Origin of the sequence: Piscinibacter sp. (assembly GCF_047600445.1) — a bacterium.
GTDB lineage: Bacteria > Pseudomonadota > Gammaproteobacteria > Burkholderiales > Burkholderiaceae_C > Piscinibacter.
Genome location: NZ_JASGKT010000002.1, coordinates 2,782,550 through 2,804,314 on the forward strand (window position 1 = coordinate 2,782,550; position 21,765 = coordinate 2,804,314).

A 21,765-nucleotide genomic window follows, 5' to 3' on the forward strand; every position below is an offset into this window, starting at 1 on the left:
GAAAACCCGATCATTAGTTGATATACCAACTGGTTGACATGCCAACCTTTTGCGCCGACCATTGCGCCAGATCAACACGCGCCCTTCCCCGAGGCGCCCCACGGAGACATCCCATGAGCCACTGCACCCGCTGCAGCGCCGCCGCGCTGACCGCAGCCTTCGCGTTCACGTTCACCCCGTTCACGGCCGCGGCGCAGACCGTCAAGGTCGGCATCGTCGGCCCGTTCTCGGGCCCCTTCGCCCACTACGGCACGCTGTTCAAGAACGGCGCCGAGGCCTACATCGCGTCGCAGGGCGGCAAGCTGGCGGGCAAGGACGTCGAACTGATCTACCGCGACACCGGCGGGCCCAACCCGGGCCAGACCAAGACGCTGGTGCAGGAGCTGATCGTCAAGGACAAGGTCGACTACCTCGGCGGCTTCGTCTTCACGCCGAACGCCTTCGCGGTGGCGCCGCTGATCCAGCAGTCGCAGACGCCCACGGTGATCTTCAACGCCGCCACCTCGGCGATCACCGACAAGAGCGAGTTCTTCCTGCGCACCAGCTACACGCTGTGGCAGGTGACCGTGCCGCTGGCGCAGTGGGCGGCGAAGAACGACATCAAGAAGGTCGTCACCGCCGTGACCGACTACGGCCCCGGCATCGACGCCGAGACCGCCTGGAAGAGCGAGTTCACCAAGCAGGGCGGCACGGTGGTCGAGAGCATCCGCATGCCGATAGTCACCACCGACTTCGCGCCCTTCGTGCAGCGCATCAAGGCCAGCGGCGCGCAGGCCGTCTATACCTTCCTGCCCGGCGGCCCGCCGAACCTGGGCTTCGTGAAGGCCTACAACGAGAACGGTCTGGCCAAGGCCGGCATCCGCTTCCTCGGCACCGCCGAGACCGACGAGTTCGACCTGCAGAAGTTCGGCGACACCGCGCTGGGCCTGACCACCGCGTTCCACTACTCGGCGGCGCACGACTCGCCGGCCAACAAGGCCTTCGTCGCGGCGCTGAAGAAGAGGGACGCCAACGCCATCGCCAACTACGCCTCGGTGGGCGCCTGGGACGGCATGCACGTGATCCACAAGATGATCGAGGCGACCAACGGGCAGAAGGACGGGCTGAAGGCGCTCGCCGCGGCGCGCACGCTGCAATGGGAAAGCCCGCGCGGCCCGGTGCGCATCGACCCGAAGACGCGCCACATCGTGCAGAACGTCTACCTGCGCACCGTGGAGAAGGCCGGCGGCACGCTGGTCAACAAGGAAGTGCAGAGCTTCGGGCCGCAAGGCGATCACGGCCTCGACAAGTAAATGCAGCTCCTGGCCAACGTGGCGATCGATGGCCTGGCCTACGGCATGGTGCTGTTCATCATCGCCGTGGGCCTGACGGTCACGCTCGGGCTGATGCGCTTCGTGAACCTCGCGCACGGCGCCTTCGCGATGATCGGCGGCTATGCCGCGGCGCTGCTGACGCGCGAAGCGCAGTGGAGCTTCTGGCTCGCGCTGCCGGCCGCGCTGGCGCTGACCGCCGCGCTCGGCGCGCTGCTCGAGGCGCTGGTGCTGCGCCATCTGTACCGGCGCACCGAGCTGGAACAGGTGCTGTTCACGATCGGCCTGGCGTTCTTCCTGATCGCGCTGACCAACGCGCTGGCCGGTCCGCAGGTGCAGTTGATCGTGCTGCCGCCGCTGCTCGATCGCTCGGTCGACCTCGGCTTCCGCACCTTGCCGGCGCAGCGCCTGCTGGTGATCGCCGCCGGCCTGGCCGTCGCGGCGCTCGCCGCGTGGACGGTCGCGCGCACGCGCTTCGGCGTCTGGCTGCGCGCCGCGGTCGACCACCCCGACACCGCCGCGACGCTGGGCATCCCGATCCGCGCCGTCCAGTGCGCGAGCTTCGCCGCCGGTGCCGCGCTCGCCGGCCTGGGCGGCGTGCTCGGCGCCGAGCTGATGCCGCTCGAACCCTACTACGCGCTCAAGTACCTGGTGCTGGTGCTGGTGGTCGTCGCGGTCGGCGGCATGGGCAGCCTGCCGGGTTCGCTGCTGGCGGCGGTCGCGCTGGGCGTCGTCGAGACGGCGAGCAAGTACCTCGCGTCCGACTGGGGCAGCCTGTTCTTCTTCCTCGCGATGGCCGCGCTGCTGGCCTGGCGGCCCAACGGCCTGTTGTCGCGATGAGCGCCGGCACCGATTCGCAGGCGCCGCGCGTGGCGCCGGCATGGCGCGCACCGCTGGTCGCGTTCGCGCTCGGCCTCGCCGCGTGGTGGATGCTGCCCGAGCAGCTCGGCCTGCTGACGCGCATCGCGATCACGGCGCTGTTCGTGCTCTCGCTCGACCTGGTCGTCGGCGTCGCCGGGCTGGCCACGCTCGGCCATGCCGCGCTGTTCGGCGCGGGCGCGTATGCGGCCGGCGTCTTCGCGCTGCGGGTTCACGGCGATCCGCTGCTCGGCCTGGCCGCCGGCACCGGCGCGGGCGCGCTGCTGGCGCTCGCCTCCGGCGCCTTCCTGCTGCGCTACCACGGCTTCACCTTCCTGATGCTGACCGTCGCGGTGGCCCAGATCGCGCTCGGCCTGGCGCAGAAGGCGCGCGACTGGACCGGCGGCGACGACGGCCTGAGCGGCTTCGTGATGGAACCGCTGCTCGGCCGCTTCGCCTTCGACCTCGAGGGCCGCACCGCGGCGCTGTACGCGCTCGCGGTGCTGGCGCTGGGCTACTACGCGGCGCGGCGCGTCGTCGACTCGCCCTTCGGCCTGGCGGTGCGCGGCATCCACGAGAACCGCGCGCGCATGGCCGCGCTCGGCACGCCGGTGCGCTCGCGGCTGCTGGCCATGTACACCTTCGCCGGTGCGCTGGCCGGCGCGGCGGGCGCCCTGTCGGCGCAGACCAACGCGATCGTCGCGCTCGACAGCCTGTCGTTCGCGCTCTCGGCCGAGGCGCTGGTGATGCTGATCCTGGGCGGCGCCGGCCGGCTGCACGGCGCGCTGGTCGGCGCCGTGGTGTTCACGCTGCTGCACCACACCGCCGCCTCGATCAACCCGTACCACTGGCTGTTCGTGATCGGCGCGGCGCTGATGGCCGTGGTGCTGGTGCCGCCGCAGAAGGCGTTCGCATGGCTGCGCGCGCGGCTGGGGGCGAAGGCATGAGCACCGTCCTGCTCGAAACGCGCGGCCTGGACAAGCGCTACGGCGGCCTGCACGTCACGCGCGGCGTGTCGCTGCGCCTGCACGCCGGCGAGCGGCTCGCGCTGATCGGCCCGAACGGCGCGGGCAAGACCACGCTGGTCAACCAGCTCAGCGGCACCGTCGCGCCGAGCGCGGGCAGCGTGTGGCTCGACGGCGAGGACGTGACGCGCCGCTCGCAGGCCCAGCGCGTGCGCGCGGGGCTGGCGCGCACCTTCCAGATCACCACGCTGGCGCCGCACCTGCCGGTGCAGCGACAGGTCGAACTGGCGCTGTTCGAACGCGAGGGGCTGACGAGAAGCTTCTGGCGCTCCATCGACGCCTACCCGGCGCTGGCCGCCGAGGCGCGCGCGCTGCTGCGCGATCTCGGCCTCGGCGCGCACGCCGGCTGGGCCACCGAGCGCCTGGCCTACGGCGAGCAGCGCCTGGTGGAGATGGCGCTGGCGCTGGCGCTGCGCCCCAAAGTGCTGCTGCTCGACGAGCCGATGGCCGGCGTGCCGCAGGGTGAAGGCGCGCGGCTGCTGGCCGCGCTCGACGCGCTGCCGAAGGAGCTCGCCGTGCTGATCATCGAGCACGACATGGACCTCGTCTTTCGCTTCGCCAGGCGCATCGTCGTGCTGGCCGAAGGCGAGGTGATCGCCGACGGCACGCCGGACGCGATCCGCGACGATCCGCGCGTGCGCGCGGCCTACCTCGGGCACTGAGCATGGACACGCCGCTGCTCGAACTGCACGACGTGGTCGCCGGCTACGGACCGACCACCGTGCTCAACGGCCTGGGCTTCGCCGTCGCGCCGCGCGAGAAGCTGGCCCTGATCGGCCGCAACGGCGTCGGCAAGACGACCACGCTGGCCGCGGTGATGGGCCTCGCGCAGCTCACGCGCGGCCGCATCGTCTTCGACGGCGAAGACCTCGCCGGCCTCGCGCCGCACCAGCGCGCCGCGCGCGGGCTCGGCCTGGTGCCGCAGACGCGCGACATCTTCCCATCGCTGAGCGTGGAGGAGAACCTGGTCGCCGGGCTGAAGCGACGGCCCAAACGCGCGCTCGACGAGGCCTACGCGCTGTTCCCGCGCCTGGCCGAGCGGCGCCGCAACGGCGGCGCGCAGCTCAGCGGCGGCGAGCAGCAGATGCTGTCGGTGGCGCGCGCGCTGCTCGGACAGCCGCGGCTGCTGCTGCTCGACGAGCCGCTCGAAGGCCTGGCGCCGCTGATCCGCCAGGAGCTGCTGGCCGCCTTCGCGCGGCTGAGCCGCGAGCGCGGCATCACCGTGGTGATCGTCGAGCAGCAGGTGCAGGAGGCGCTCGGTTATGCCGACCGGGCGCTGGTGCTCGAGCGCGGCGCGGTGGTGCACGAAGCCGCCGCCGCCGCGCTGCGCGAAGACGGCGCCACGCTGGAACGCCTGGTCGGCATGGCGGTGCACTGAACGAACCGGAGGACGCATGAACGAGAACCTGACCATCCCCGAGCTGGACATCGACCCCTATTCCAGCGAGAACCTGATCGACCCCTACCCGATGCACCAGCGGCTGCGCGAGGCCGGGCCGGTGGTGAAGCTGACGCCCTACCCCACCGTGGTGGCCTGCGCGCGCCACGAGCAGGTGCACGCGGTGTTCAACGACCACGCCACCTTCATCTCCGGCGCCGGCGTGGGGCTGACCAACTTCAACCTCGAGAAACCGTTCCGCCCGAGGAGCCTGATCCTCGAAGCCGACCCGCCGCTGCACACGGCGACGCGCGCGGTGCTGTCGCGCATCCTCAGCCCGAAGGCGGTGATGCAGATCCGCGCCGCCTTCACGGCCGAGGCCGAGGCGCTGCTCGATCGCTGCGTCGAGAAAGGCACGATCTGCGGCATCCAGGACCTGGCGCAGCTCTACCCGCTGAAGGTGTTTCCCGACGCGGTGGGCGTCGAGGCCGACGGACGCGAGAACCTGCTCGTCTACGGCGACATGGTGTTCAACTCGATGGGCCCGCGCAACGAGCTGCTGGCGCGCTCGACGCAGCGCATGGAGGCGGTGACCGGCTGGATCATGGAACACTGCCAGCGCGAGCACCTGCGCCCGGGCGGTTTCGGCGACCAGATCTACCAGGCCGCCGATGCCGGCGAGATCACGCACGAACAGGCGCCGATGCTGGTGCGTTCGTTCCTGTCGGCCGGCGTGGACACCACCATCAACGGGATCGGCAACGCGCTGTACGCGCTGGCGCATCACCCCGGCGAGTACGCCAAGCTGCATGCCGACCCGACGCTCGCGCGCCCGGCTTTCGAGGAGGGCCTGCGCTGGGAATCGACCGCGCAGACCTTCTACCGCACCGCCGGGCGCGACTGCGAGATCGCCGGCGTGCCGGTGGCCGAGAACACCAAGGTGCTGTGCATGCTGGCCGCCGCCAACCGCGATCCGCGCAAGTGGCCCGACCCGGACCGCTACGATATCGAGCGCCGCCCGAGCGGCCACGTGGCCTTCGGCGCCGGCATCCACGGCTGCGTGGGCCAGGCGGTGGCGCGGCTCGAGGGCGAGGTGGTGCTGACGGCGCTGGCCAGGCGCGTCAAGCGCATCGAGATCGCCGGGCCGCACACCCGGCGACTGAACAACACGCTGCGCGCGCTCGACACGCTGCCGCTCGAACTGATCCCTGCCTGAGCGAGAGACTTCCATGCCAGACATCACCTTCATCCTCGCCGACGGCAGCGAGCACGGCCTCGAGGCGCCCGAAGGCGTCAGCGTCATGGCCGCGGCCACCGGCGCGGGCGTGCCCGGCATCGTCGCCGAGTGCGGCGGCTCGGCGATGTGCGCCACCTGCCACGTCTACGTCGACGAGGCCTGGGCGGCGCAACTGCCCGCGCCGCTGGCCAACGAGCTGGAAATGCTCGAGTGCACGGCCGCCGAGCGCCAGCCGACCAGCCGGCTGTCGTGCCAGATCAAGCTGACAGCGGCGCTGCAAGGCCTCGTCGTGCGCATCCCCGAGCGGCAACAATAGGCCGATGCCACGCAACATCGACCTCGAACGCTACGTCCCGGCCTTCCTGACCTGGATCGCCAACAAGCTCTCCCGTGGCGCCTCGCAGAGCTACCTCGCCGCCTTCGACGTCGGCATCGAGACCTGGCGCTGCCTGGTGCTGCTGGCCATCGACGGTTCGATCTCTGCGCAACAGGTGTCGCGCGTGGTCGGCATGGACAAGGCTTCCGTGAGCCGCTGTTTCAAGAGCATGCAGGCCAAGGGCCTGATCACGATGAGCCTGGACGCCGACGACGGCCGGCTGCGCATCGCCACGCTGACGAAGAAGGGCCGCGCGCTGCACGACCAGATCCGCGGCATCGCGCTGGAGCGCGAACGCGCCTTCCTGTCGGTGCTGAACGCCGACGAGGTCGAGACGCTGATCGGGCTGCTCAAGCGCCTGCACGAGAATCTGCCGGCGGTGGAAACGGCCACGGCGCGCTACGTGGCGCGCCACTTCCCGGCTGCCGCGACGAAGCGGCGCGCGCGGTCTGCGGAGAACGACGATGAATGAACACGCCTCGAACATCGTGATCGTCGGCGGCGGCCATGCCGGCGCGGCGCTCGCCAACGCGCTGGCCGCGGCCGGCCTCGCGTCGCGCACGCACCTGGTGTGCGCCGAGAACGAGCTGCCCTACCAGCGGCCGCCGCTGTCCAAGGCCTTCCTGAAGAACCCGGCCGAGGCGATCCAGCCGCATCGCGGCGAGAGCTGGTTCGCCGACGCCGGCATCACGCTGCACCGCGGCGACGCGGCGCTGTCGGTCGACCGCGCCGCGCGCACGCTGACGCTGCGCTCCGGCACCGTGCTGCGCTACGAGTGGCTGGTGCTGGCCACCGGCGCCACCGCGCGCACGCTGCCGGGGCTGCCGGCGGGGCTGGCCAACGTCGCGGTGCTGCGCGGCGCGGACGATGCGCTGCGGCTGCGCGGCCTGCTCGCGGCGGCGGCGCGCGTGACCGTGCTGGGCGGCGGCTTCATCGGGCTGGAGATCGCCGCGACGGCGAACGCGCTCGGCAAGGCGGTGACGGTGCTCGAAGCCGCGCCGCGCCTGCTGCAACGCTCGCTGTCGCCGGAGCTGGCCGCGCACGTGCTGGCCACGCACCGCGCCAACGGCATCGACGTGCGCCTCGGCGTGTCGGTGAGTGACTTCGTGCTCGAAGGCGAGCGCCTCGCCGCGCTGTCGGTGGACGGTGTGCGCGAGCCGATCGAACTGCTGGTGATGGGCATCGGCGCCGCGCCCGACATGCAGCTCGCGCACGCGGCCGGGCTGGAATGCGGCAACGGCATCGTCGTCGACGCCTCGCTGCGCACGTCGGACCCCGCCATCCTCGCCATCGGTGACTGCGCCAGCTTCCCCGAGCATGGCGGCACGCGCCACCTGCGGCTCGAATCGGTGCAGAACGCCAACGACCAGGCGCGCACCGCGCTGGCCACGATCCAGGGCGCGGACGAACCGTACCGCGCGCTGCCGTGGTTCTGGTCGGAGCAGGGCGCGATGCGCCTGCAGATGGCCGGCCTGATGCCGGGCGAGGGAACGCGCCATGTGCGCCCCGGCGCCACGCCGGCCAGCTTCTCGGTGCTGCACTACGCGGGCGAGCGCCTGGCCTGCGTCGAGAGCGTCAACGCGCCGCTCGACCACATGGCCGCGCGCAAGCTGCTCGAAGCCGGCAAGAGCCCGGCGCCGGCGCTGGCCTGCGATCCGGCGGTGCCGCTGAAGCAGCACATCTGAGGCGGGGAGACCCGCTCGCCCTGAGCTTGTCGAAGGGCCGCGCGCTGCATGGCGGCGGGCTTCGACAGGCTCAGCCCGAACGGGTCGTGCTCGCTTCAGCCCGAACGGGTCGTGCTCGTTTCCGCCCGAACGGTTGTGCTCCTTTCACCCCTCCGGCCCGACCATGCGCTCGGCCCGCACCCAGGCGTCGAACTGCTCGGCGCCGAGGTGCCCGGAGGCGATGGCCGCCTCGCGCAGCGAGATGCCCTCGCGGTGCGCGCGCTTGGCGATCTCGGCGGCCTTGTCGTAGCCGATGTGCGGGTTCAGCGCCGTCACCAGCATCAGCGAGCGCTGCACCAGCTCGGCGATGCGCGCTTCGTCGGCTTCGATGCCGCGCGCGCAGTGTGCGTCGAAGCTGCGCATGCCGTCGGCCAGCAGGCGCAGGCTCTGCAGCATCGCGTTCGCGATCACCGGCTTGTAGACGTTCAGCTCGAAGGCGCCCGAGGCGCCGGCGACGGCGATCGTCACGTCGTTGCCCAGCACCTGGCAGCAGGCCATGGTCAGCGCCTCGCACTGCGTCGGGTTGACCTTGCCCGGCATGATCGAGCTGCCCGGCTCGTTCTCGGGGATGCGCAGCTCGCCCAGGCCGGCGCGCGGGCCGCTGGCGAGCCAGCGCACGTCGTTGGCGATCTTCGCGAGCGCCGCGGCCAGGCCCTTGAGCGCGCCGTGCGCGTGCACGATCGCGTCGTGCGCGGCCAGCGCCTCGAACTTGTTGGGCGCGCCGACGAAGCGCGTGCCGCACGCGCGCGACAAGGCCTGCGCCATGCGCTCGCCGAACTCGGGGTGCGCGTTCAGGCCGGTGCCCACCGCGGTGCCGCCGATCGCCAGCTCGCGCAGGTGCGGCAGCGCGGCCTCGACGTGGCGGCGCGCCTGTGCGAGCTGCGCGGCCCAGCCCGAGACCTCCTGGCCCAGCGTCAGCGGCGTGGCGTCCTGCAGGTGCGTGCGGCCGATCTTGACGATGCCGGCGAACGCGCGCGCCTTGCCCGCCAGCGTCGCGTGCAGCGCGTCGAGCGCGGGCAGCAGCGCGCCTTCGACGGCCAGCACCGCGGCGACGCTCATCGCGGTCGGGAACACGTCGTTGGACGACTGGCCGCGGTTCACCTCGTCGTTCGGATGCACCCGCCGGTCCGGCCCGACGGCGCCGCCGAGCAGCAGCGAGGCGCGATTGGCCAGCACCTCGTTCATGTTCATGTTGCTCTGCGTGCCCGAGCCAGTCTGCCAGACCACGAGCGGGAACTCGTCGTCGTGGCGGCCGTCGAGCACCTCTTGCGCCGCGCGGCGTATCGCGTCGGCCTTGGCCGCGTCGAGCGCGCCCAGCGCCGCGTTGACCTCGGCCGCCGCGCCCTTGACCCGCGCCAGCGCGCGCAGCAGTTCCTTCGGCATGCGCTCGCCGGAGATCGCGAAGTGTTCGAGCGAGCGCTGCGTCTGCGCGCCCCAGAGGCGGTCGGCCGATACCTCGATCGGGCCGAAACTGTCGTGCTCGGTGCGTGTGGCTCGTGTCATGCGGCCATCATGCGCCAAACGCCGAACCCTCAGTCGCGTCCGGCCTTTCCCAGCAGGCGCAGCCCGTTGGCCACCACCAGCAGGCTGGCGCCCATGTCGGCGAACACCGCCATCCACATCGTCGCGCCGCCGGCGATCGCGAGCAGCAGGAACACGCCCTTGATGCCCAGCGCCAGCACGATGTTCTGCCACAGCACCGCGTGCGTGGCGCGCGACAGCCGCACCGTCTCGGCGATGCGGCGCAGGTCGTCGTTCATCACGACGATGTCGGCCGCCTCCATCGCGATGTCGGTGCCGGCCGCGCCCATCGCGATGCCGATGTCGGCGCGCGCCAGCGCCGGCGCGTCGTTGATGCCGTCGCCGGTCATCGCGGTCGGGCCGTGCGCGCGGCGCAGCGCCTCGACCGCGTCCAGCTTGTCCTGCGGCAGCAGGTTGCCGCGCGCCTCGGCGATGCCGGCCTCGCGCGCCACGGCGGCGGCGGTGGCCTGGTTGTCGCCGCTGAGCAGCACCGGCTCGATGCCCAGCGCGCGCAGCGACTCGACCGCCTCGCGCGCATGCGGCTTGAGCGTGTCGGCCACCGCGAACAGCGCCAGCACGCCGTCGTCGCCGGCCAGCAGCGTCACCGTGCGGCCGGCCTCCTCGTGCGCCTTCAGCCGCGCCTCCAGCGCCGCGGAGCACTGGCCGCGCTCCTCGATCAGGCGGTGGTTGCCGAGCACGTAACGCGCGCCCTCGACCGCGGCCTCGACGCCGCGCCCGGCAATGGCGCGGAAGTCGCGCGCCTCGACGCGGTTCGGCGCCAGCCCGGCGGCGATGGCGCGCGACACCGGATGATCGGAGTGCGAGGCCAGCGCCGCGGCCACGTGCTCGATGCGCGCCGCGTCGGCGCCGGCGTCGAGCACGCTCCACGCCACCAGCGTCGGCCTGCCCTCGGTGAGCGTGCCGGTCTTGTCCAACGCCACCGCCTTCAGCCGGCGCGCCGCTTCGAGGTGGATGCCGCCCTTGATCAGGATGCCGCGCCGCGCCGCCGCGGCCAGGCCGCTGACGATGCTCACCGGCGTGGAGATCACCAGCGCGCAGGGGCAGGCGATGACCAGCAGCACCAGCGCCTTGTAGATCGCCGCCAGCCACGTCCAGCCGGCCAGCCAGGGCCCGAGCAGCGCCACCGCCAGCGCGACGGCGAACACCGCCGGCGTGTAGACGGCCGCGAAGCGCTCGACGAAACCCTGCGTCGGCGCGCGCGTGGCCTGCGCCTGCTCGACGGCGTGGATGATGCGGGCCAGCGTCGAGTCCGAGGCCGGTGCCGTGACCTCGATCTCGAGGGTGCCCCAGGCGTTGATCGTGCCGGCGAACACCGCGTCGCCGACGCCCTTGTCGACCGGGATGCTCTCGCCGGTGACCGGCGCCTGGTCGATGCTGCTGCTGCCCGCGCTCACGCGGCCGTCCAGCGGCACGCGCTCGCCGGGCTTGACGCGCAGCGTCGCGCCGACGCCGACCTCCGAGACCGGCACGCTGGCCCAGCTTCCGTCGGGCCGGCGCAGCGACGCCACCTCCGGCGCCATCGCCAGCAGGCCCTGGATGGCGCGGCGCGCGCGGCCGACGGCGCGCGCCTCGATGGCCTCGGCGATCGCGTACAGCGCCATCACCATCGCCGCCTCGGGCCACTGGCCGATCGCGAAGGCGCCGGTCACGGCCACCGTCATCAGCGCGGCTATGTTCAGGCGGCCGCGCCGCAGCGCGGCCAGGCCGGCCTTGTAGACATCGAAGCCGGCCAGCCAGATCGCGGCGCCGGCCACCGCCAGGCCGAGGCCGCGCCACGGCAGCGTGTCGGGTACGACGTGGCCGACGAGCTCGGCCACGATCGCCAGCAGCAGCGCGGCGGCCAGGCGCGGTGTGCCGGCGCCGCCGCCGGCGTGGTCGTGCGCGTGGTCGTGGTGGTCGTGCGGCTCGTCGTGCGCCGGCGCGCAGGCGCCGCAGCAGGCGTCGAGGGGGGGACGGTGAGGGTGGTCGTGGCCCATGCCGCGATTGCAAACCCTGAAGCCGCTCCAGAGTCAAGCGCGGCGGCGCGGCATCTGGCCTGGATCAACAACGCGCCATGCGGCGCCTTGTGGCGCACGCCGGCCCGGCCGATGATGCGGCATGGCCAACGCACCGGCATTGACGATGACCGCCGACACGCAGCCGCGGGCCGCGGCGCCGCGCGACCTGCCCGGCTACCGCGCGATGTGGGTCGGCATCTGCCTCGAATTCGTCGAGTTCGCGGTGTTCTTCGTCGTCTACTTCACCGCGCGCTGGCATCACCCGCAGGAGTTCCGCGACGGCGCGCACCGGCTGTGGACCTGGGGCGGCGTCGGCATCACCGTGGCGATGGTCACCAGCGGCTGGCTGCTGACGCGCATGCTCGCCGCGATGCGCGACGGCCGGCGCCGCGCCGCGATGGCCTGCCTCGCGCTGGCGCTGCTCGCCGGCCTGGCCTATCCGGCGCTCAAGGTGTTCGAGTGGCAATGGAACCTGGCGCACGGGCTGACGGCCGGCGCGGGCATCTTCGTGGTCGTCTACTGGTACCTGACCATCAACCACTTCATCCACGCGAGCTGGGGGCTGATGGGCATGGCATGGTGCCTGGCGCGCTTCGGCGCCGGCGCCTACGGCGCGGACGAGCACCGCGGCCTGGTGGCGCTGGCCACCTACTGGCACGCCACCGACCTGGTGTGGCTGATGCTGTTCGCGCTGTTCTACGCCTTCGCCTGAGCCGCACGATGAAACGCCCCGACCCGGCCACCCTCACCTGGCTCGCGCTGCTGGCGCTGACGCTGGCCGGCGTGGCCGCCTCGGCGCACGGCGCGGCGCCGGGCGCGCGCGTGGCGATGGGGCTGGTGGTCGCCGCGCTGTGCGCACTCAAGGCCGAACTGCTGGTGCGCCACTACCTGCACGCGGCGCAGGCCGGGCCGGTGTTCGCGCGGCTGATCCGCGGCTTCGCGGCGCTGGCGCCGCTGGCGCTGGCGGTCAGCGCCCTGCGCGAAGGCTGGCTCGGCTGAGGCGAGGCGCGCGGCCGGCACGGCAGTACCGCAAGGACTACCAGCGCATGCTGGCGGCGGCGGGTGGAGGCGGTCGATGTATATACTCGAACATCACGCATCCTGAACGGACCCGACCGGACGCCACCATGATGAACTTCCGCCGCTTCCCCCGCGCGTTCGCGCTGGCCGCCGCTTCGCTCGTCTCGCTGGCCGCGCACGCCGGCGACGTGACGGTGTCCGCCGCCGCCAGCCTGACCAACGCGCTGCGCGACATCGCGCCGCTGTTCGAGGCGGCCCATCCGGGCGCGAAGCTGCAGCTCAACTTCGGCGCCTCGGGCGCGCTGCTGGCGCAGATCGCCAAGGGCGCGCCGGCCGACGTGTTCGTCAGCGCCGACCAGGAAACCATGGACCAGGCGCAGACGCAGGGCCTCGTCAAGGCCGAGCAGCGCCGCGACGTGGTCTCCAACGCGCTGGTGGTGATCGTGCCGACCGCCGCCACCAAGGTGCCCAAGGCGCTCGGCGAACTGGCCGACAACGGCTACCCGCGCATCGCCATCGGGCTGCCGGCCAGCGTGCCGGTGGGCCGCTACACCAAGGGCGTGCTGGAGGCGGCGAATCTGTGGGGCCCGATCGAGCCGAAGATGATCGGCGCCAACAACGTGCGCCAGGCGCTCGACTACGTGGCGCGCGCCGAGGTCGATGCCGGCTTCGTCTACGCCACCGACGCGGCCATCATGCCCGACAAGGTGAAGGTCGCCTTCACCGTGCCGACCGCCAAGCCCATCCTCTACCCGGTGGCGACGCTGGCCGGCGCGCCCAACCCGGCCGAGGCGGCGAAGTTCGTCGACTTCCTGTTCACGCCGGCGGCGCAGGCGGTGCTGGCCAAGTACGGCTTCGGCAAGCCCTGAGCCTCGGCGCGCGGCCGCCATGTCGGGTGCCTGGGTCGCGCTCGCGCTGACCTTGAAGGTGGCCGGCTGGGCCACCGCGCTGAACCTGGTGCTGGGCGTCGGCACCGGCTTCGTGATGGCGCGCTGGCGCTTTCCCGGGCGCGACCTGCTCGACGCCGCGCTGACGCTGCCGATGGTGATGCCGCCCACGGTGCTGGGCTACTACCTGCTGGTGGTGATCGGCAGCCGCGGCGCGATCGGCGCGTGGCTGTTCGAGCATTTCGGCATCCGGCTGATCTTCACCTGGCAGGCGGCGGTGATCGCCGCGACCATCGTCTCCTTCCCGCTGGTGTTCAAGGCGGCGCGCGCGGCGTTCGAGAACGTCGAGCCGCAGTTCGAGGACGCGGCGCGCACGCTGGGCGTCAGCGAGGCGGCGCTGTTCTTCCGCGTCTCGCTGCCGCTGGCCTGGCGCGGCATCCTCGCCGGGCTGCTGCTGTCGTTCGCGCGCGCGCTCGGCGAGTTCGGCGCCACGCTGATGGTGGCCGGCAGCATCGCCGGCAAGACGCAGACGCTGTCGATCGCCGTCTACGAAGCCGTGCAGGCCGGCCAGGACGACACCGCCAACTACCTCGTCGCGGTGACCTCCATCACCTGCATCGCCGTGCTGCTCAGCGCCGGCCGCCTGGCGCCGGGGCGCGTGGCGGCGCGCACATGAGCGGCGGCGCGGTCTGGGACGTCGCGCTGCGCAAGCAATTGCGCCACGGCGCGAGCCGCTTCACGCTCGACCTGCAGTTCCGCTGCGACGCGCAGCGTGTCGTGCTGTACGGCCCCTCGGGCTCGGGCAAGACGCAGACGCTGCGCATGATCGGCGGCATCGTGACGCCCGACGACGGGCGCGTGTGCGTCGCCGGGCGCGTGCTGTTCGACCGCGCCGCCGGCGTGTCGCTGTCGCCGCAGGCGCGCCGGCTGGCCTTCGTGTTCCAGGACTACGCGCTGTTTCCGCACCTGACGGTGCGCCAGAACATCGCCTTCGGGCTGCGTCGCGGCTGGCGCAACCCGACACGCGCCGCGTCCGACCCGGCGGCCGAGCGCTGGATCGAGCAGTTCCAGTTGCAAGGCGTGGCCGGGCACTACCCGCACCAGATCTCCGGCGGCCAGCGCCAGCGCACCGCGCTGGCGCGCGCGCTGGTCAACCAGCCGACCGCGCTGCTGCTCGACGAGCCCTTCGCCGCGCTCGACAAGGGCCTGCGCCAGCGCCTGCGCGAAGAGCTGCTCGAACTGCAGGTGTCGCTGCAACTGCCGCTGCTGCTGATCACGCACGACGACGACGACGTGCGCAGCCTCGCGCAGCAGGTGGTGCAGATCGAGGAAGGACGGGCCGGCAGCACGGCCTGAACGCCGCCCGGGCGGCGCGCCGCCGACACGGAACGCCGCTTGCGATATATTCTTGAAAACATATCGAATCCCCCTGCGAAACCACCCGCGAGCGCCACCATGCAGCAACCCCCGTTCCGCCCCGCCCTGCTGCCCTCGGCCGCGACCTGGGTCGGCCAGACCGACATTCCCTGCGCCGACGAGTCCCCGCTGCCGCAGGCCGCGCGCGAGGACGCCGCGCCGGCCGCGCGCCTGAAGCTCGGCGAGATGGACTCGCACCTGCACTGCTCGATCATCGGCACCTGCCTGTCGACCGCCGAGCTGCGCAAGCTGATGGCCAAGTTCATCCACGTCCAGGGGCTGTCCGACCTGGAGGTGCACCACGAGGCGGTGCGCCTGGCCTCGCAGAACCACGAGGTGGCGCGCGCGCTGCACAAGGCGCTGGACCGGCGCCACGACGCCAGCGTGCAGCGCTTCGGCAAGCTGCGCGACGAGGCGGGGCTGGCCGCGCTGTGGCAGCAGGCGCTGGCCAGCGGCGAGGTGCCGGGCGCCTACTGGGCCGTGCTGACGCACCGCCGCAGCCCGCCCGAGCTGCGCCAGAAGGCCTTCGGCGACGTGCACATGCTGTCGCACCTGGTCGGCGCGGCCAACCGGGCCGACATCCGGCGGCTGGTCGCGCTCGAGAAGGAGAACGCCGAGCTGCGCGAACGCGCCGATCGGCAGCAGGAGAAGTTCGCCGAGCTGCTCGACGAACGCGAGCGCGAACGCGCCGCCCGAGCCGCCTCGGAGGTGCGCAGCGCGCAGCTCGAAGCCTCGCTGAAGTCGGCCGCGCCGTCGGGCGACGACGACGGCGCCGAGGCGCTGACCCGCGCGGTGGCCTGGCAGACGCGCCGCCGCGAAGAAGCCGAGAACAGGGCGCGCACGCTGGCCGCCGAGCTGGAGCGCGTCGAGCAGGAGCTGGCGCGGCTGCGCGAGCACGCCGCCGAGCTGGGCCAGGAGCTGGCCGCCTCCGAGGCCGAGCTGCGCTCGCGCAGCGCCGGCGGCGAGGAGGCGCCCTCGGCGCTGGCCGCCGCGCTGCGCGGCCGGCGCGTGCTCTACGTCGGCGGGCGGCCCAGTTCGAGCACCGCCATCCGCGACCTGGTGACGCGCCACGGCGGCGAGTTCCAGCGCCACGACGGCGGCATCGAAGACCGCAAGGGCCTGCTCGGCGCGGCGCTGGCCTGGGCCTCGCTGGTGGTGTTTCCGGTCGACTGCATAGACCACGATTCGGCGCTCGCGCTGAAGCGCAGTTGCCTGCGCCAGTCGCTGCCCTTCCTGCCGCTGCGCAGCGCCAGCGTGGCCAGCTTCGCCGCCGCCGTCGACGCCTGGGCCCGCCTCGCCGCGCCGGCGGGCTGCGGCTGCGGCGCGGGGCCCTGCCTGAAACACGGCTAGGGCCTGTTCACCCTACGGATGCCAGATGCGTTGCCCCGACAAAGCCCGCGAGCAAGGCGCAAAGCGCAGCCCAGGCTGGACGCCTGGGCAAGGTTTGCAACGCCGCGCGCGGGCTTTGTCGGGGCAACCCGCAGGGAACGGGCCTGGCAGGGCGCAGCGCGGCGTTGCGCTCCTAGCCAAGCCGTCCAGGCTTGGCGTCGTCGCGCGCCTTGCCCTGCGCCCTGCCAGGTCCGTTCGCACTGGCATCCGTAGGGTGAACAGGCCCTAGGGCGCGGGCCCCGGGTCAGCGCGCGCGCTTGACCAGCACCGGCTCGGCGCGGAAGCGCTCGGGGAACAGCCGCTCGAGCTGCTTCACCTTGGGCAGGTCGTTGACCACGATGTACGGGTGCTGCGGGTGCTCGGTCATGAAGTCCTGGTGGTAGACCTCGGCCGGGAAGAAGCCGCTGGCGTTCTCGATGCGCGTGGCGATCGGCCGGCCGAACAGCCGCGCCGCGTCGAGCTGGGCGATGTAGGCCTGCGCCACCTTGGCCTGCGCCGGCCCGCTGGGGAAGATCGCCGAGCGGTACTGCGGGCCCACGTCGGGGCCCTGGCGGTCGAGCTGCGTCGGGTCGTGCGCCACCGAGAAGAAGATCTGCAGCAGCGTGCCGTAGCTGACCTGTGCCGGGTCGTAGCTGACTTCCACCGCCTCGGCGTGCCCGGTGCCGCCGCCGCTGACCAGCTCGTAGGCGGCGTTGGCCGCGCTGCCGCCGCTGTAGCCCGAGACGGCGCGCCGCACGCCCTTGACGTGCTGGAACACGCCCTGCACGCCCCAGAAGCAGCCGCCGGCGAAGACGGCCTTCTGCATGCCCATGCCGGGCGGCAGGTCCTGCGCCGGCGGCGGGATCTTCACCGCCGCTTCGGCCGCGCGGGCCCAGGCCGGCGCGAACGGCGCCGCGGCCAGCGCCAGGCGCTGGAGAAAGGCGCGGCGCGGCGCCGCGGGCGTGCAGACGGTCATGGCGGTGTCATCCGAAGGTGAAGGCATAGGCCGAGACGGCCGGGTCGAGGAACTCGATGCTGAAGCTGCGCTCGCCGACCTCGCCCGGCTGGCGGATCAACTGGTACAGGCGCTGTTCGGTCACGGTGCCGCTGCCGTCGGGCGCCACGTCCATGCCGTGCGCCGCGCCCGGCGGCTGGCCGTCGAGGCTGACCCTGAAGCGCACGGGCCTGCCGTCGGGCCCGGGGCCGAGCACGAGGTGCAGGTCGCGCGCCTGGAAGCGAAACACGATGCGCCCCGGCGCGCCGGCCAGCACCGCGCTCTCGGCGCCGACGCGCCAGCGGCCGGCCAGGCCCCAGGCGTTGAGCGGCAGCCGCGCCGGCAGCGTGTAGGCCGCGTCCTGGTCGTGCCGCGGCTGCGGCGTCGCGGCGAAGTTCTCGGCGCGCGCGTAGCCGAGGTAGGTCTCGGGCGAGCGCACCACGTCCATGTCGGCGGCGCGCTGCACGCCTTGCGCATGCACTTCGGCCAGGCCCGGCGCCACCTGCGCCGCGCCGGCCTCGCGCAGCAGGTGCTGGATCATGCGTTCGGTCTCGGCGTACTCGCCCTCGCCGAAGTGGTGGTGGCGCAGCCGCCCGCCGGCGTCGATCAGGTAGTGCGCCGGCCAGTAGCGGTTGCCGAAGGCGCGCCAGATCGTGTAGCCGTTGTCGATCGCCACCGGGTAGGCGATGCCCAGCTCTTTCATCGCCCTCGTGACGTTGGCCGCGTCGCGCTCGAAGGCGAACTCGGGCGTGTGCACGCCGATCACCACCAGCCCCTGGTCGCGGTAGCGCTCGTGCCAGGCCTTCACGTAGGGCAGCGCGCGCAGGCAGTTGATGCAGGAGTAGGTCCAGAAGTCGATCAGCACGACCTTGCCGCGCAGTTCCGCGTGGCTCAGCGGCGGCGAATTCAGCCACTGCGTCGCGCCGTCCAGCGCGGGCGCCATGCCTTCGTCGGGCGGCGCGGCCGCCGCGGCGGCGCTCGCGGACATCATCGCCGGGCCCTGCATCATCATCGCCCCCGGGTCGCCGCGCATCGCCATCGCGCCGCCTTCGGGCGCGCCGCCGAGCCGCTCGACCAGGCGCTGCTCCAGTTCGCCGGTGCCGGCCAGCGACAGCCGCGCCAGCACGCCGGTGTCCAGCCCCAGCGCCATCGCCGCCACGCCGGCCAGCATCGCCGCGCCCAGGCCGCGCCGCAGCCACGCGCCGGCGCCCAGCGAGCGCCTGAGCATCGCGAACACGCGCCCGCCGAGCAGCAGCGCCGCCGCCAGCGCGCTGGCCGCGCCGGCCGCGTAGGCGAGCAGCAGCGCCGTCGAGCCGGCGCTGGGGCCTTGCAGCGCCGCGCCGCTGAGGATCAGCCCCAGGATCGGCCCGGCGCACGGCGCCCACAGCAGCCCGGTGGCGATGCCCAGCAGCAGCGACGCGCCCGGCCGGGGTGTGCCCTCTTCCGAATCGGCACGCTGCGACAGCCGCTCCCCCGCCGCCACCAGCGGCCGCGCCAGCCGCTCGGCCAGCGCCGGCCACAGCAGCGTCAGCGCGAACAGCGCCACCAGCGCCAGCGCCAGCCAGCGGCCGTACTGGTTGGCTGCCACCACCCAGCCGCCGCCCACCGCCGCCAGCGAGGCCACCAGCGCGAAGGTCAGCGCCATGCCGGCCAGCAGCGGCGCGCCGCTCTTCGCGAAGGGCTGGCCGGCGCGCGAGAACACGAAGGGCAGCACCGGCAGGATGCAGGGGCTGACGATGGTCAGCACGCCGCCCAGGTAGGCCAGCAGGATCAGCAGCATGGCGCGCCGCTCAGGCCGGCTGCGGCACGAAGGCGAGCGCCAGGCCGTTCATGCAGTAGCGCAGGCCGGTCGGCGGCGGACCGTCGGGGAAGACGTGGCCGAGGTGGCCGCCGCAGCGCCGGCAGTGCACCTCGGTGCGCACCATGCCGTAGCGCCGGTCGGTGCGCGTGGCGACGGCCTTGTCCAGCGGCTTCCAGAAGCTGGGCCAGCCGGTGCCGCTGTCGAACTTGGCGCGCGACGAGAACAGCGCCAGCGCGCAGCCGGCGCAGGCGAAGGTGCCGGCACGGTGCTCCTTGTCGAGCGGGCTGCTGCCGGCCGGCTCGGTGCCTTCCATGCGCAGCACGGCGAACTGCGCCGGCGTGAGCCGCGCGCGCCACTGCGCCTCGGTGTAGCTGACCTCGAAGGTCTCGGCCGGGCCGGCGGCGCGCGCGGGCGCGCCGGCCGCCAGCAGCGCCGCGCCGCCGGCGGCGGCGCGCAACAGGTCTCGTCGGGTGCTCATGGCGGTGTGCCTTTCATTCGCGGTGACGGGTGGAAGCGTACGCGAGAGCCGCTCCCGGAGTCCTCACGCAAAGTTAAATGATCCGTGACATCCCGGAATTCGCGGCTGCGCACAATGCGGGCGATGACGAGCCCACGCCGTGTCCTCATCGTCGAGGACGATGCCCACATCGCCGAGCTGCTGGCGCTGCACCTGCGCGACGAGGGGCTGGAGGTGCTGCACTGCGCGCGCGGCGACGAGGGGCTGCGCCAGCTCGAACACGGCGGCTGGGACGCGCTGGTGCTCGACCTGATGCTGCCCGGCGTGGACGGGCTCGAGATCTGCCGCCGCGCCCGTGCGACGGCGCGCTACACGCCGATCATCATCGTCAGCGCGCGCGCCAGCGAGATGCACCGCATCCTGGGCCTGGAGATCGGCGCGGACGACTACCTGGCCAAGCCCTTCTCGATGCTGGAGCTGGTGGCGCGCGTGAAGGCGCTGCTGCGCCGCGCCGAGGCGCTGGCGCACAACGCCCGGCTCGACGCGGGCCGCCTGTCGGTGGGCGGGCTGGCGATCGACCCGCTGGCGCGCGAGGCGCGGCTGGACGGCGCGCGCCTGGACCTCACGCCGCGCGAGTTCGACCTGCTGTACTTCTTCGCGCGCCAGCCGGGCAAGGTGTTCTCGCGCATGGAACTGCTCAATGCGGTGTGGGGCTACCGGCACGAGGGCTACGAGCACACCGTCAACACCCACATCAACCGGCTGCGCGCCAAGGTGGAGGCCGATCCGGCGCAGCCGGCGCGCATCCTCACGGTGTGGGGGCACGGCTACAAGTTCGCCGACCCGGCGGAGCGCGCCTGAGCATGGGCATCCACTGGCGGCCGACGCTGACGCAGCGCCTCGCGGCGGTGTTCGCGCTGCTGCTGCTGCTGTGCAGCGGCACCTCGGCCTGGCTGCAACTGCGCTCGAACCGCATGCACGAGCAGGAGGTTGTGCAGGCGCTGTCGCGCGACCTCGCCGTGAGCATCGCGCGCAACGCCAGCCTCACCGACGCGAACGGCCTGCGCCCCGACGCGGTGCGCGAGTTCTTCGGCCAGTTGATGGTGGTGAACCCGAGCGTGGAGGTCTACCTGCTCGAACCCGACGGCCGCATCGCCGGGCACGCCGCGCCGCGCGGGCGGCTGCGGCGCGACCGCGTCGACCTGGCGCCGCTACGCCGCCTGCTCGACGGCGGCATGCTGCCCATCCTCGGCGACGACCCGCGCAGCGCCGACGGCCGCAAGGTGTTCAGCGCCGCGCCGCTGCGCGTGGACGGGCGCGACGTCGGCTTCATCTACGTCGTGCTGCTGGGCGAGGCGCACGACCTGGTCGCCGCGCGCGGCTCGGCCGGCGCCGTGCTGCAGACCGCCTTGTGGTCGATCGCGCTGGTGGCGCTGCTGTGCCTGGCCGCGGGGCTGGTGGCGTTCACGCTGATCACGCGGCCGCTGCGCCGCCTCACCGACGCGCTGCGGCGCTTCGACATCCACGGCGCGCCGCCCGACCTGCCGGCCGCGCCGGCGCGCGCGGCCGAACACGGCGGCGACGAGATCGCGGTGCTGGCCGGCGCCTACCGCCAGATGGTGGCGCGCATCGGCGAGCAGTGGCAGGCCCTGAAGCGCCAGGACCAGGAGCGCCGCGAGCTGATCGCCAGCGTGTCGCACGACCTGCGCACGCCGCTGGCCTCGCTGCACGGCTACCTGGAGACGCTGCTGCTCAAGGACGCGCAGCTCGACGCCGCGCAGCGCCGCCGCTACCTCGGCATCGCCATCGAGCAGAGCCGCCGGGTGGGCGAGCTGGCGCAGAGCCTGTTCGAGCTGGCGCGCCTCGAATACGGCTTCGTGCAGCCCGAGCCGGAAGACTTCTCGATGGCCGACCTGGTGCAGGACGTGTTCCAGAAGTTCGCGCTTCGCGCCGAGGCGCGGCGCATCGAGCTGAAGGCCGTGTTCGCGCCGCGCCTGCCGCCGGCGCGCGCCGACCTCGGCATGATCGAGCGCGTGCTGAGCAACCTGCTGGACAACGCCCTGCGCCACACGCCCGAAGGCGGGCGCATCGAGGTCGGCATGGCCGCGCGGGGCGCGGCGCTGCGCGTCACGGTGGCCGACAGCGGCCCGGGCGTGGCGCCGGAGTTGCGCGACGGCCTGTTCCAGCGCTCGTTCGGGCCCGGCGGCGCGCGCCGCGGCGGCGGGCTGGGCCTGCGCATCGTGCACCGCATCCTGGAACTGCACGGCCAGACGATCACGCTGCTCGACGGCCCGGGCACCGGTGCGCGCTTCGGCTTCTCGCTGCCGGCGGCCGCGCCTCGCCATCTACAATGATTATCATTCTTATTCTATTCC

The 21,765-nt window shown here is 73.0% G+C and carries 22 protein-coding genes; 17 read left to right on the top strand and 5 right to left on the bottom strand.

Going from position 1 to position 21,765, the window contains the following annotated elements:
• Positions 1-113 precede the first annotated feature (113 nt).
• Genes QM792_RS17180 through QM792_RS17220 form a run of 9 tightly spaced genes read left to right on the top strand, consistent with a single transcriptional unit; the run spans position 114 to position 7,869 of the window.
• Complete coding sequence (locus QM792_RS17180; protein ID WP_415151322.1) at positions 114-1,292, top strand: ABC transporter substrate-binding protein; 1,179 nt, start codon at positions 114-116, stop codon at positions 1,290-1,292.
• Positions 1,293-2,150 (top strand): branched-chain amino acid ABC transporter permease, encoded by an 858-nt coding sequence (locus tag QM792_RS17185; protein ID WP_415151323.1) that lies wholly within the window; start codon positions 1,293-1,295, stop codon positions 2,148-2,150.
• Positions 2,147-3,115, top strand: coding sequence for a branched-chain amino acid ABC transporter permease (locus QM792_RS17190; RefSeq protein ID WP_415151324.1), 969 nt, complete (start codon positions 2,147-2,149; stop codon positions 3,113-3,115). Before QM792_RS17185 ends, QM792_RS17190 begins: the two co-directional genes overlap by 4 nt.
• Positions 3,112-3,855, top strand: a complete 744-nt coding sequence (locus QM792_RS17195; protein ID WP_415151325.1) for an ABC transporter ATP-binding protein — start codon at positions 3,112-3,114, stop codon at positions 3,853-3,855. The genes QM792_RS17190 and QM792_RS17195 overlap by 4 nt, the downstream gene beginning before the upstream one ends.
• Before the next feature lie 2 nt (positions 3,856-3,857).
• Positions 3,858-4,571 carry an ABC transporter ATP-binding protein gene (locus QM792_RS17200; protein ID WP_415151326.1) on the top strand — a complete coding sequence of 238 codons (714 nt, stop codon included), beginning with the start codon at positions 3,858-3,860 and terminating at the stop codon, positions 4,569-4,571.
• 16 nt (positions 4,572-4,587) lie between these two features.
• Positions 4,588-5,787 (top strand): cytochrome P450, encoded by a 1,200-nt coding sequence (locus QM792_RS17205; protein WP_415151327.1) that lies wholly within the window; start codon positions 4,588-4,590, stop codon positions 5,785-5,787.
• A 13-nt stretch (positions 5,788-5,800) separates the two neighbouring features.
• Positions 5,801-6,124 carry a 2Fe-2S iron-sulfur cluster-binding protein gene (locus tag QM792_RS17210; protein WP_415151328.1) on the top strand — a complete coding sequence of 108 codons (324 nt, stop codon included), beginning with the start codon at positions 5,801-5,803 and terminating at the stop codon, positions 6,122-6,124.
• A 4-nt stretch (positions 6,125-6,128) separates the two neighbouring features.
• Positions 6,129-6,656, top strand: coding sequence for a MarR family winged helix-turn-helix transcriptional regulator (locus tag QM792_RS17215; RefSeq protein ID WP_415151329.1), 528 nt, complete (start codon positions 6,129-6,131; stop codon positions 6,654-6,656).
• Positions 6,649-7,869, top strand: coding sequence for an NAD(P)/FAD-dependent oxidoreductase (locus tag QM792_RS17220; RefSeq protein WP_415151330.1), 1,221 nt, complete (start codon positions 6,649-6,651; stop codon positions 7,867-7,869). The genes QM792_RS17215 and QM792_RS17220 overlap by 8 nt, the downstream gene beginning before the upstream one ends.
• A 144-nt stretch (positions 7,870-8,013) precedes the next feature.
• Here QM792_RS17220 and fumC read toward each other — a convergent pair whose 3' ends face one another.
• Entirely contained in the window at positions 8,014-9,411 is a 1,398-nt protein-coding gene (gene fumC, locus QM792_RS17225; protein ID WP_415151331.1) for a class II fumarate hydratase, read from the bottom strand.
• A 29-nt stretch (positions 9,412-9,440) separates the two neighbouring features.
• Positions 9,441-11,426: a heavy metal translocating P-type ATPase gene (locus QM792_RS17230; RefSeq protein WP_415151332.1), complete on the bottom strand. Its 1,986-nt coding sequence runs from the start codon at positions 11,424-11,426 to the stop codon at positions 9,441-9,443.
• Between the two features lie 121 nt (positions 11,427-11,547).
• Here QM792_RS17230 and QM792_RS17235 point away from each other — a divergent pair, with 121 nt between their 5' ends.
• The 6 genes from QM792_RS17235 (at position 11,548) to QM792_RS17260 (ending at position 16,120) form a co-directional block, all read left to right on the top strand.
• Positions 11,548-12,159: a cytochrome c oxidase subunit 3 gene (locus QM792_RS17235; RefSeq protein ID WP_415151333.1), complete on the top strand. Its 612-nt coding sequence runs from the start codon at positions 11,548-11,550 to the stop codon at positions 12,157-12,159.
• Between the two features lie 8 nt (positions 12,160-12,167).
• A complete protein-coding gene (locus QM792_RS17240; protein ID WP_415151334.1) occupies positions 12,168-12,446 on the top strand; it encodes a hypothetical protein in 279 nt (92 codons plus the stop codon).
• Positions 12,447-12,577: 131 nt separating this feature from the next.
• On the top strand, positions 12,578-13,336 hold the full coding sequence (gene modA, locus QM792_RS17245) for a molybdate ABC transporter substrate-binding protein (RefSeq protein WP_415151653.1): 759 nt from the start codon (positions 12,578-12,580) through the stop codon (positions 13,334-13,336).
• A gap of 19 nt (positions 13,337-13,355) precedes the next feature.
• Positions 13,356-14,030: a molybdate ABC transporter permease subunit gene (gene modB / locus QM792_RS17250; RefSeq protein WP_415151335.1), complete on the top strand. Its 675-nt coding sequence runs from the start codon at positions 13,356-13,358 to the stop codon at positions 14,028-14,030.
• Positions 14,027-14,710, top strand: coding sequence for a sulfate/molybdate ABC transporter ATP-binding protein (locus tag QM792_RS17255; RefSeq protein WP_415151336.1), 684 nt, complete (start codon positions 14,027-14,029; stop codon positions 14,708-14,710). The genes modB and QM792_RS17255 overlap by 4 nt, the downstream gene beginning before the upstream one ends.
• Before the next feature lie 99 nt (positions 14,711-14,809).
• Entirely contained in the window at positions 14,810-16,120 is a 1,311-nt protein-coding gene (locus QM792_RS17260; RefSeq protein ID WP_415151337.1) for a DUF2325 domain-containing protein, read from the top strand.
• Between the two features lie 283 nt (positions 16,121-16,403).
• Here QM792_RS17260 and msrA read toward each other — a convergent pair whose 3' ends face one another.
• The 3 genes from msrA to msrB are packed head-to-tail and all read right to left on the bottom strand — an operon-like array spanning position 16,404 to position 19,411.
• Positions 16,404-17,114: a peptide-methionine (S)-S-oxide reductase MsrA gene (msrA, locus tag QM792_RS17265; protein WP_415151338.1), complete on the bottom strand. Its 711-nt coding sequence runs from the start codon at positions 17,112-17,114 to the stop codon at positions 16,404-16,406.
• Between the two features lie 7 nt (positions 17,115-17,121).
• The gene (locus tag QM792_RS17270; protein WP_415151339.1) at positions 17,122-18,912 is read right to left on the bottom strand and encodes a cytochrome c biogenesis protein DipZ; all 1,791 of its coding nucleotides are present in this window, start codon (positions 18,910-18,912) and stop codon (positions 17,122-17,124) included.
• 10 nt (positions 18,913-18,922) lie between these two features.
• On the bottom strand, positions 18,923-19,411 hold the full coding sequence (msrB, locus tag QM792_RS17275) for a peptide-methionine (R)-S-oxide reductase MsrB (RefSeq protein ID WP_415151340.1): 489 nt from the start codon (positions 19,409-19,411) through the stop codon (positions 18,923-18,925).
• 123 nt (positions 19,412-19,534) lie between these two features.
• Here msrB and QM792_RS17280 point away from each other — a divergent pair, with 123 nt between their 5' ends.
• Together QM792_RS17280 and QM792_RS17285 are read left to right on the top strand one after the other, a co-directional pair.
• Positions 19,535-20,251, top strand: a complete 717-nt coding sequence (locus QM792_RS17280; protein WP_415151341.1) for a winged helix-turn-helix domain-containing protein — start codon at positions 19,535-19,537, stop codon at positions 20,249-20,251.
• Positions 20,252-20,253: 2 nt separating this feature from the next.
• Positions 20,254-21,744 (top strand): sensor histidine kinase, encoded by a 1,491-nt coding sequence (locus QM792_RS17285; RefSeq protein ID WP_415151342.1) that lies wholly within the window; start codon positions 20,254-20,256, stop codon positions 21,742-21,744.
• Positions 21,745-21,765 lie beyond the last annotated feature (21 nt).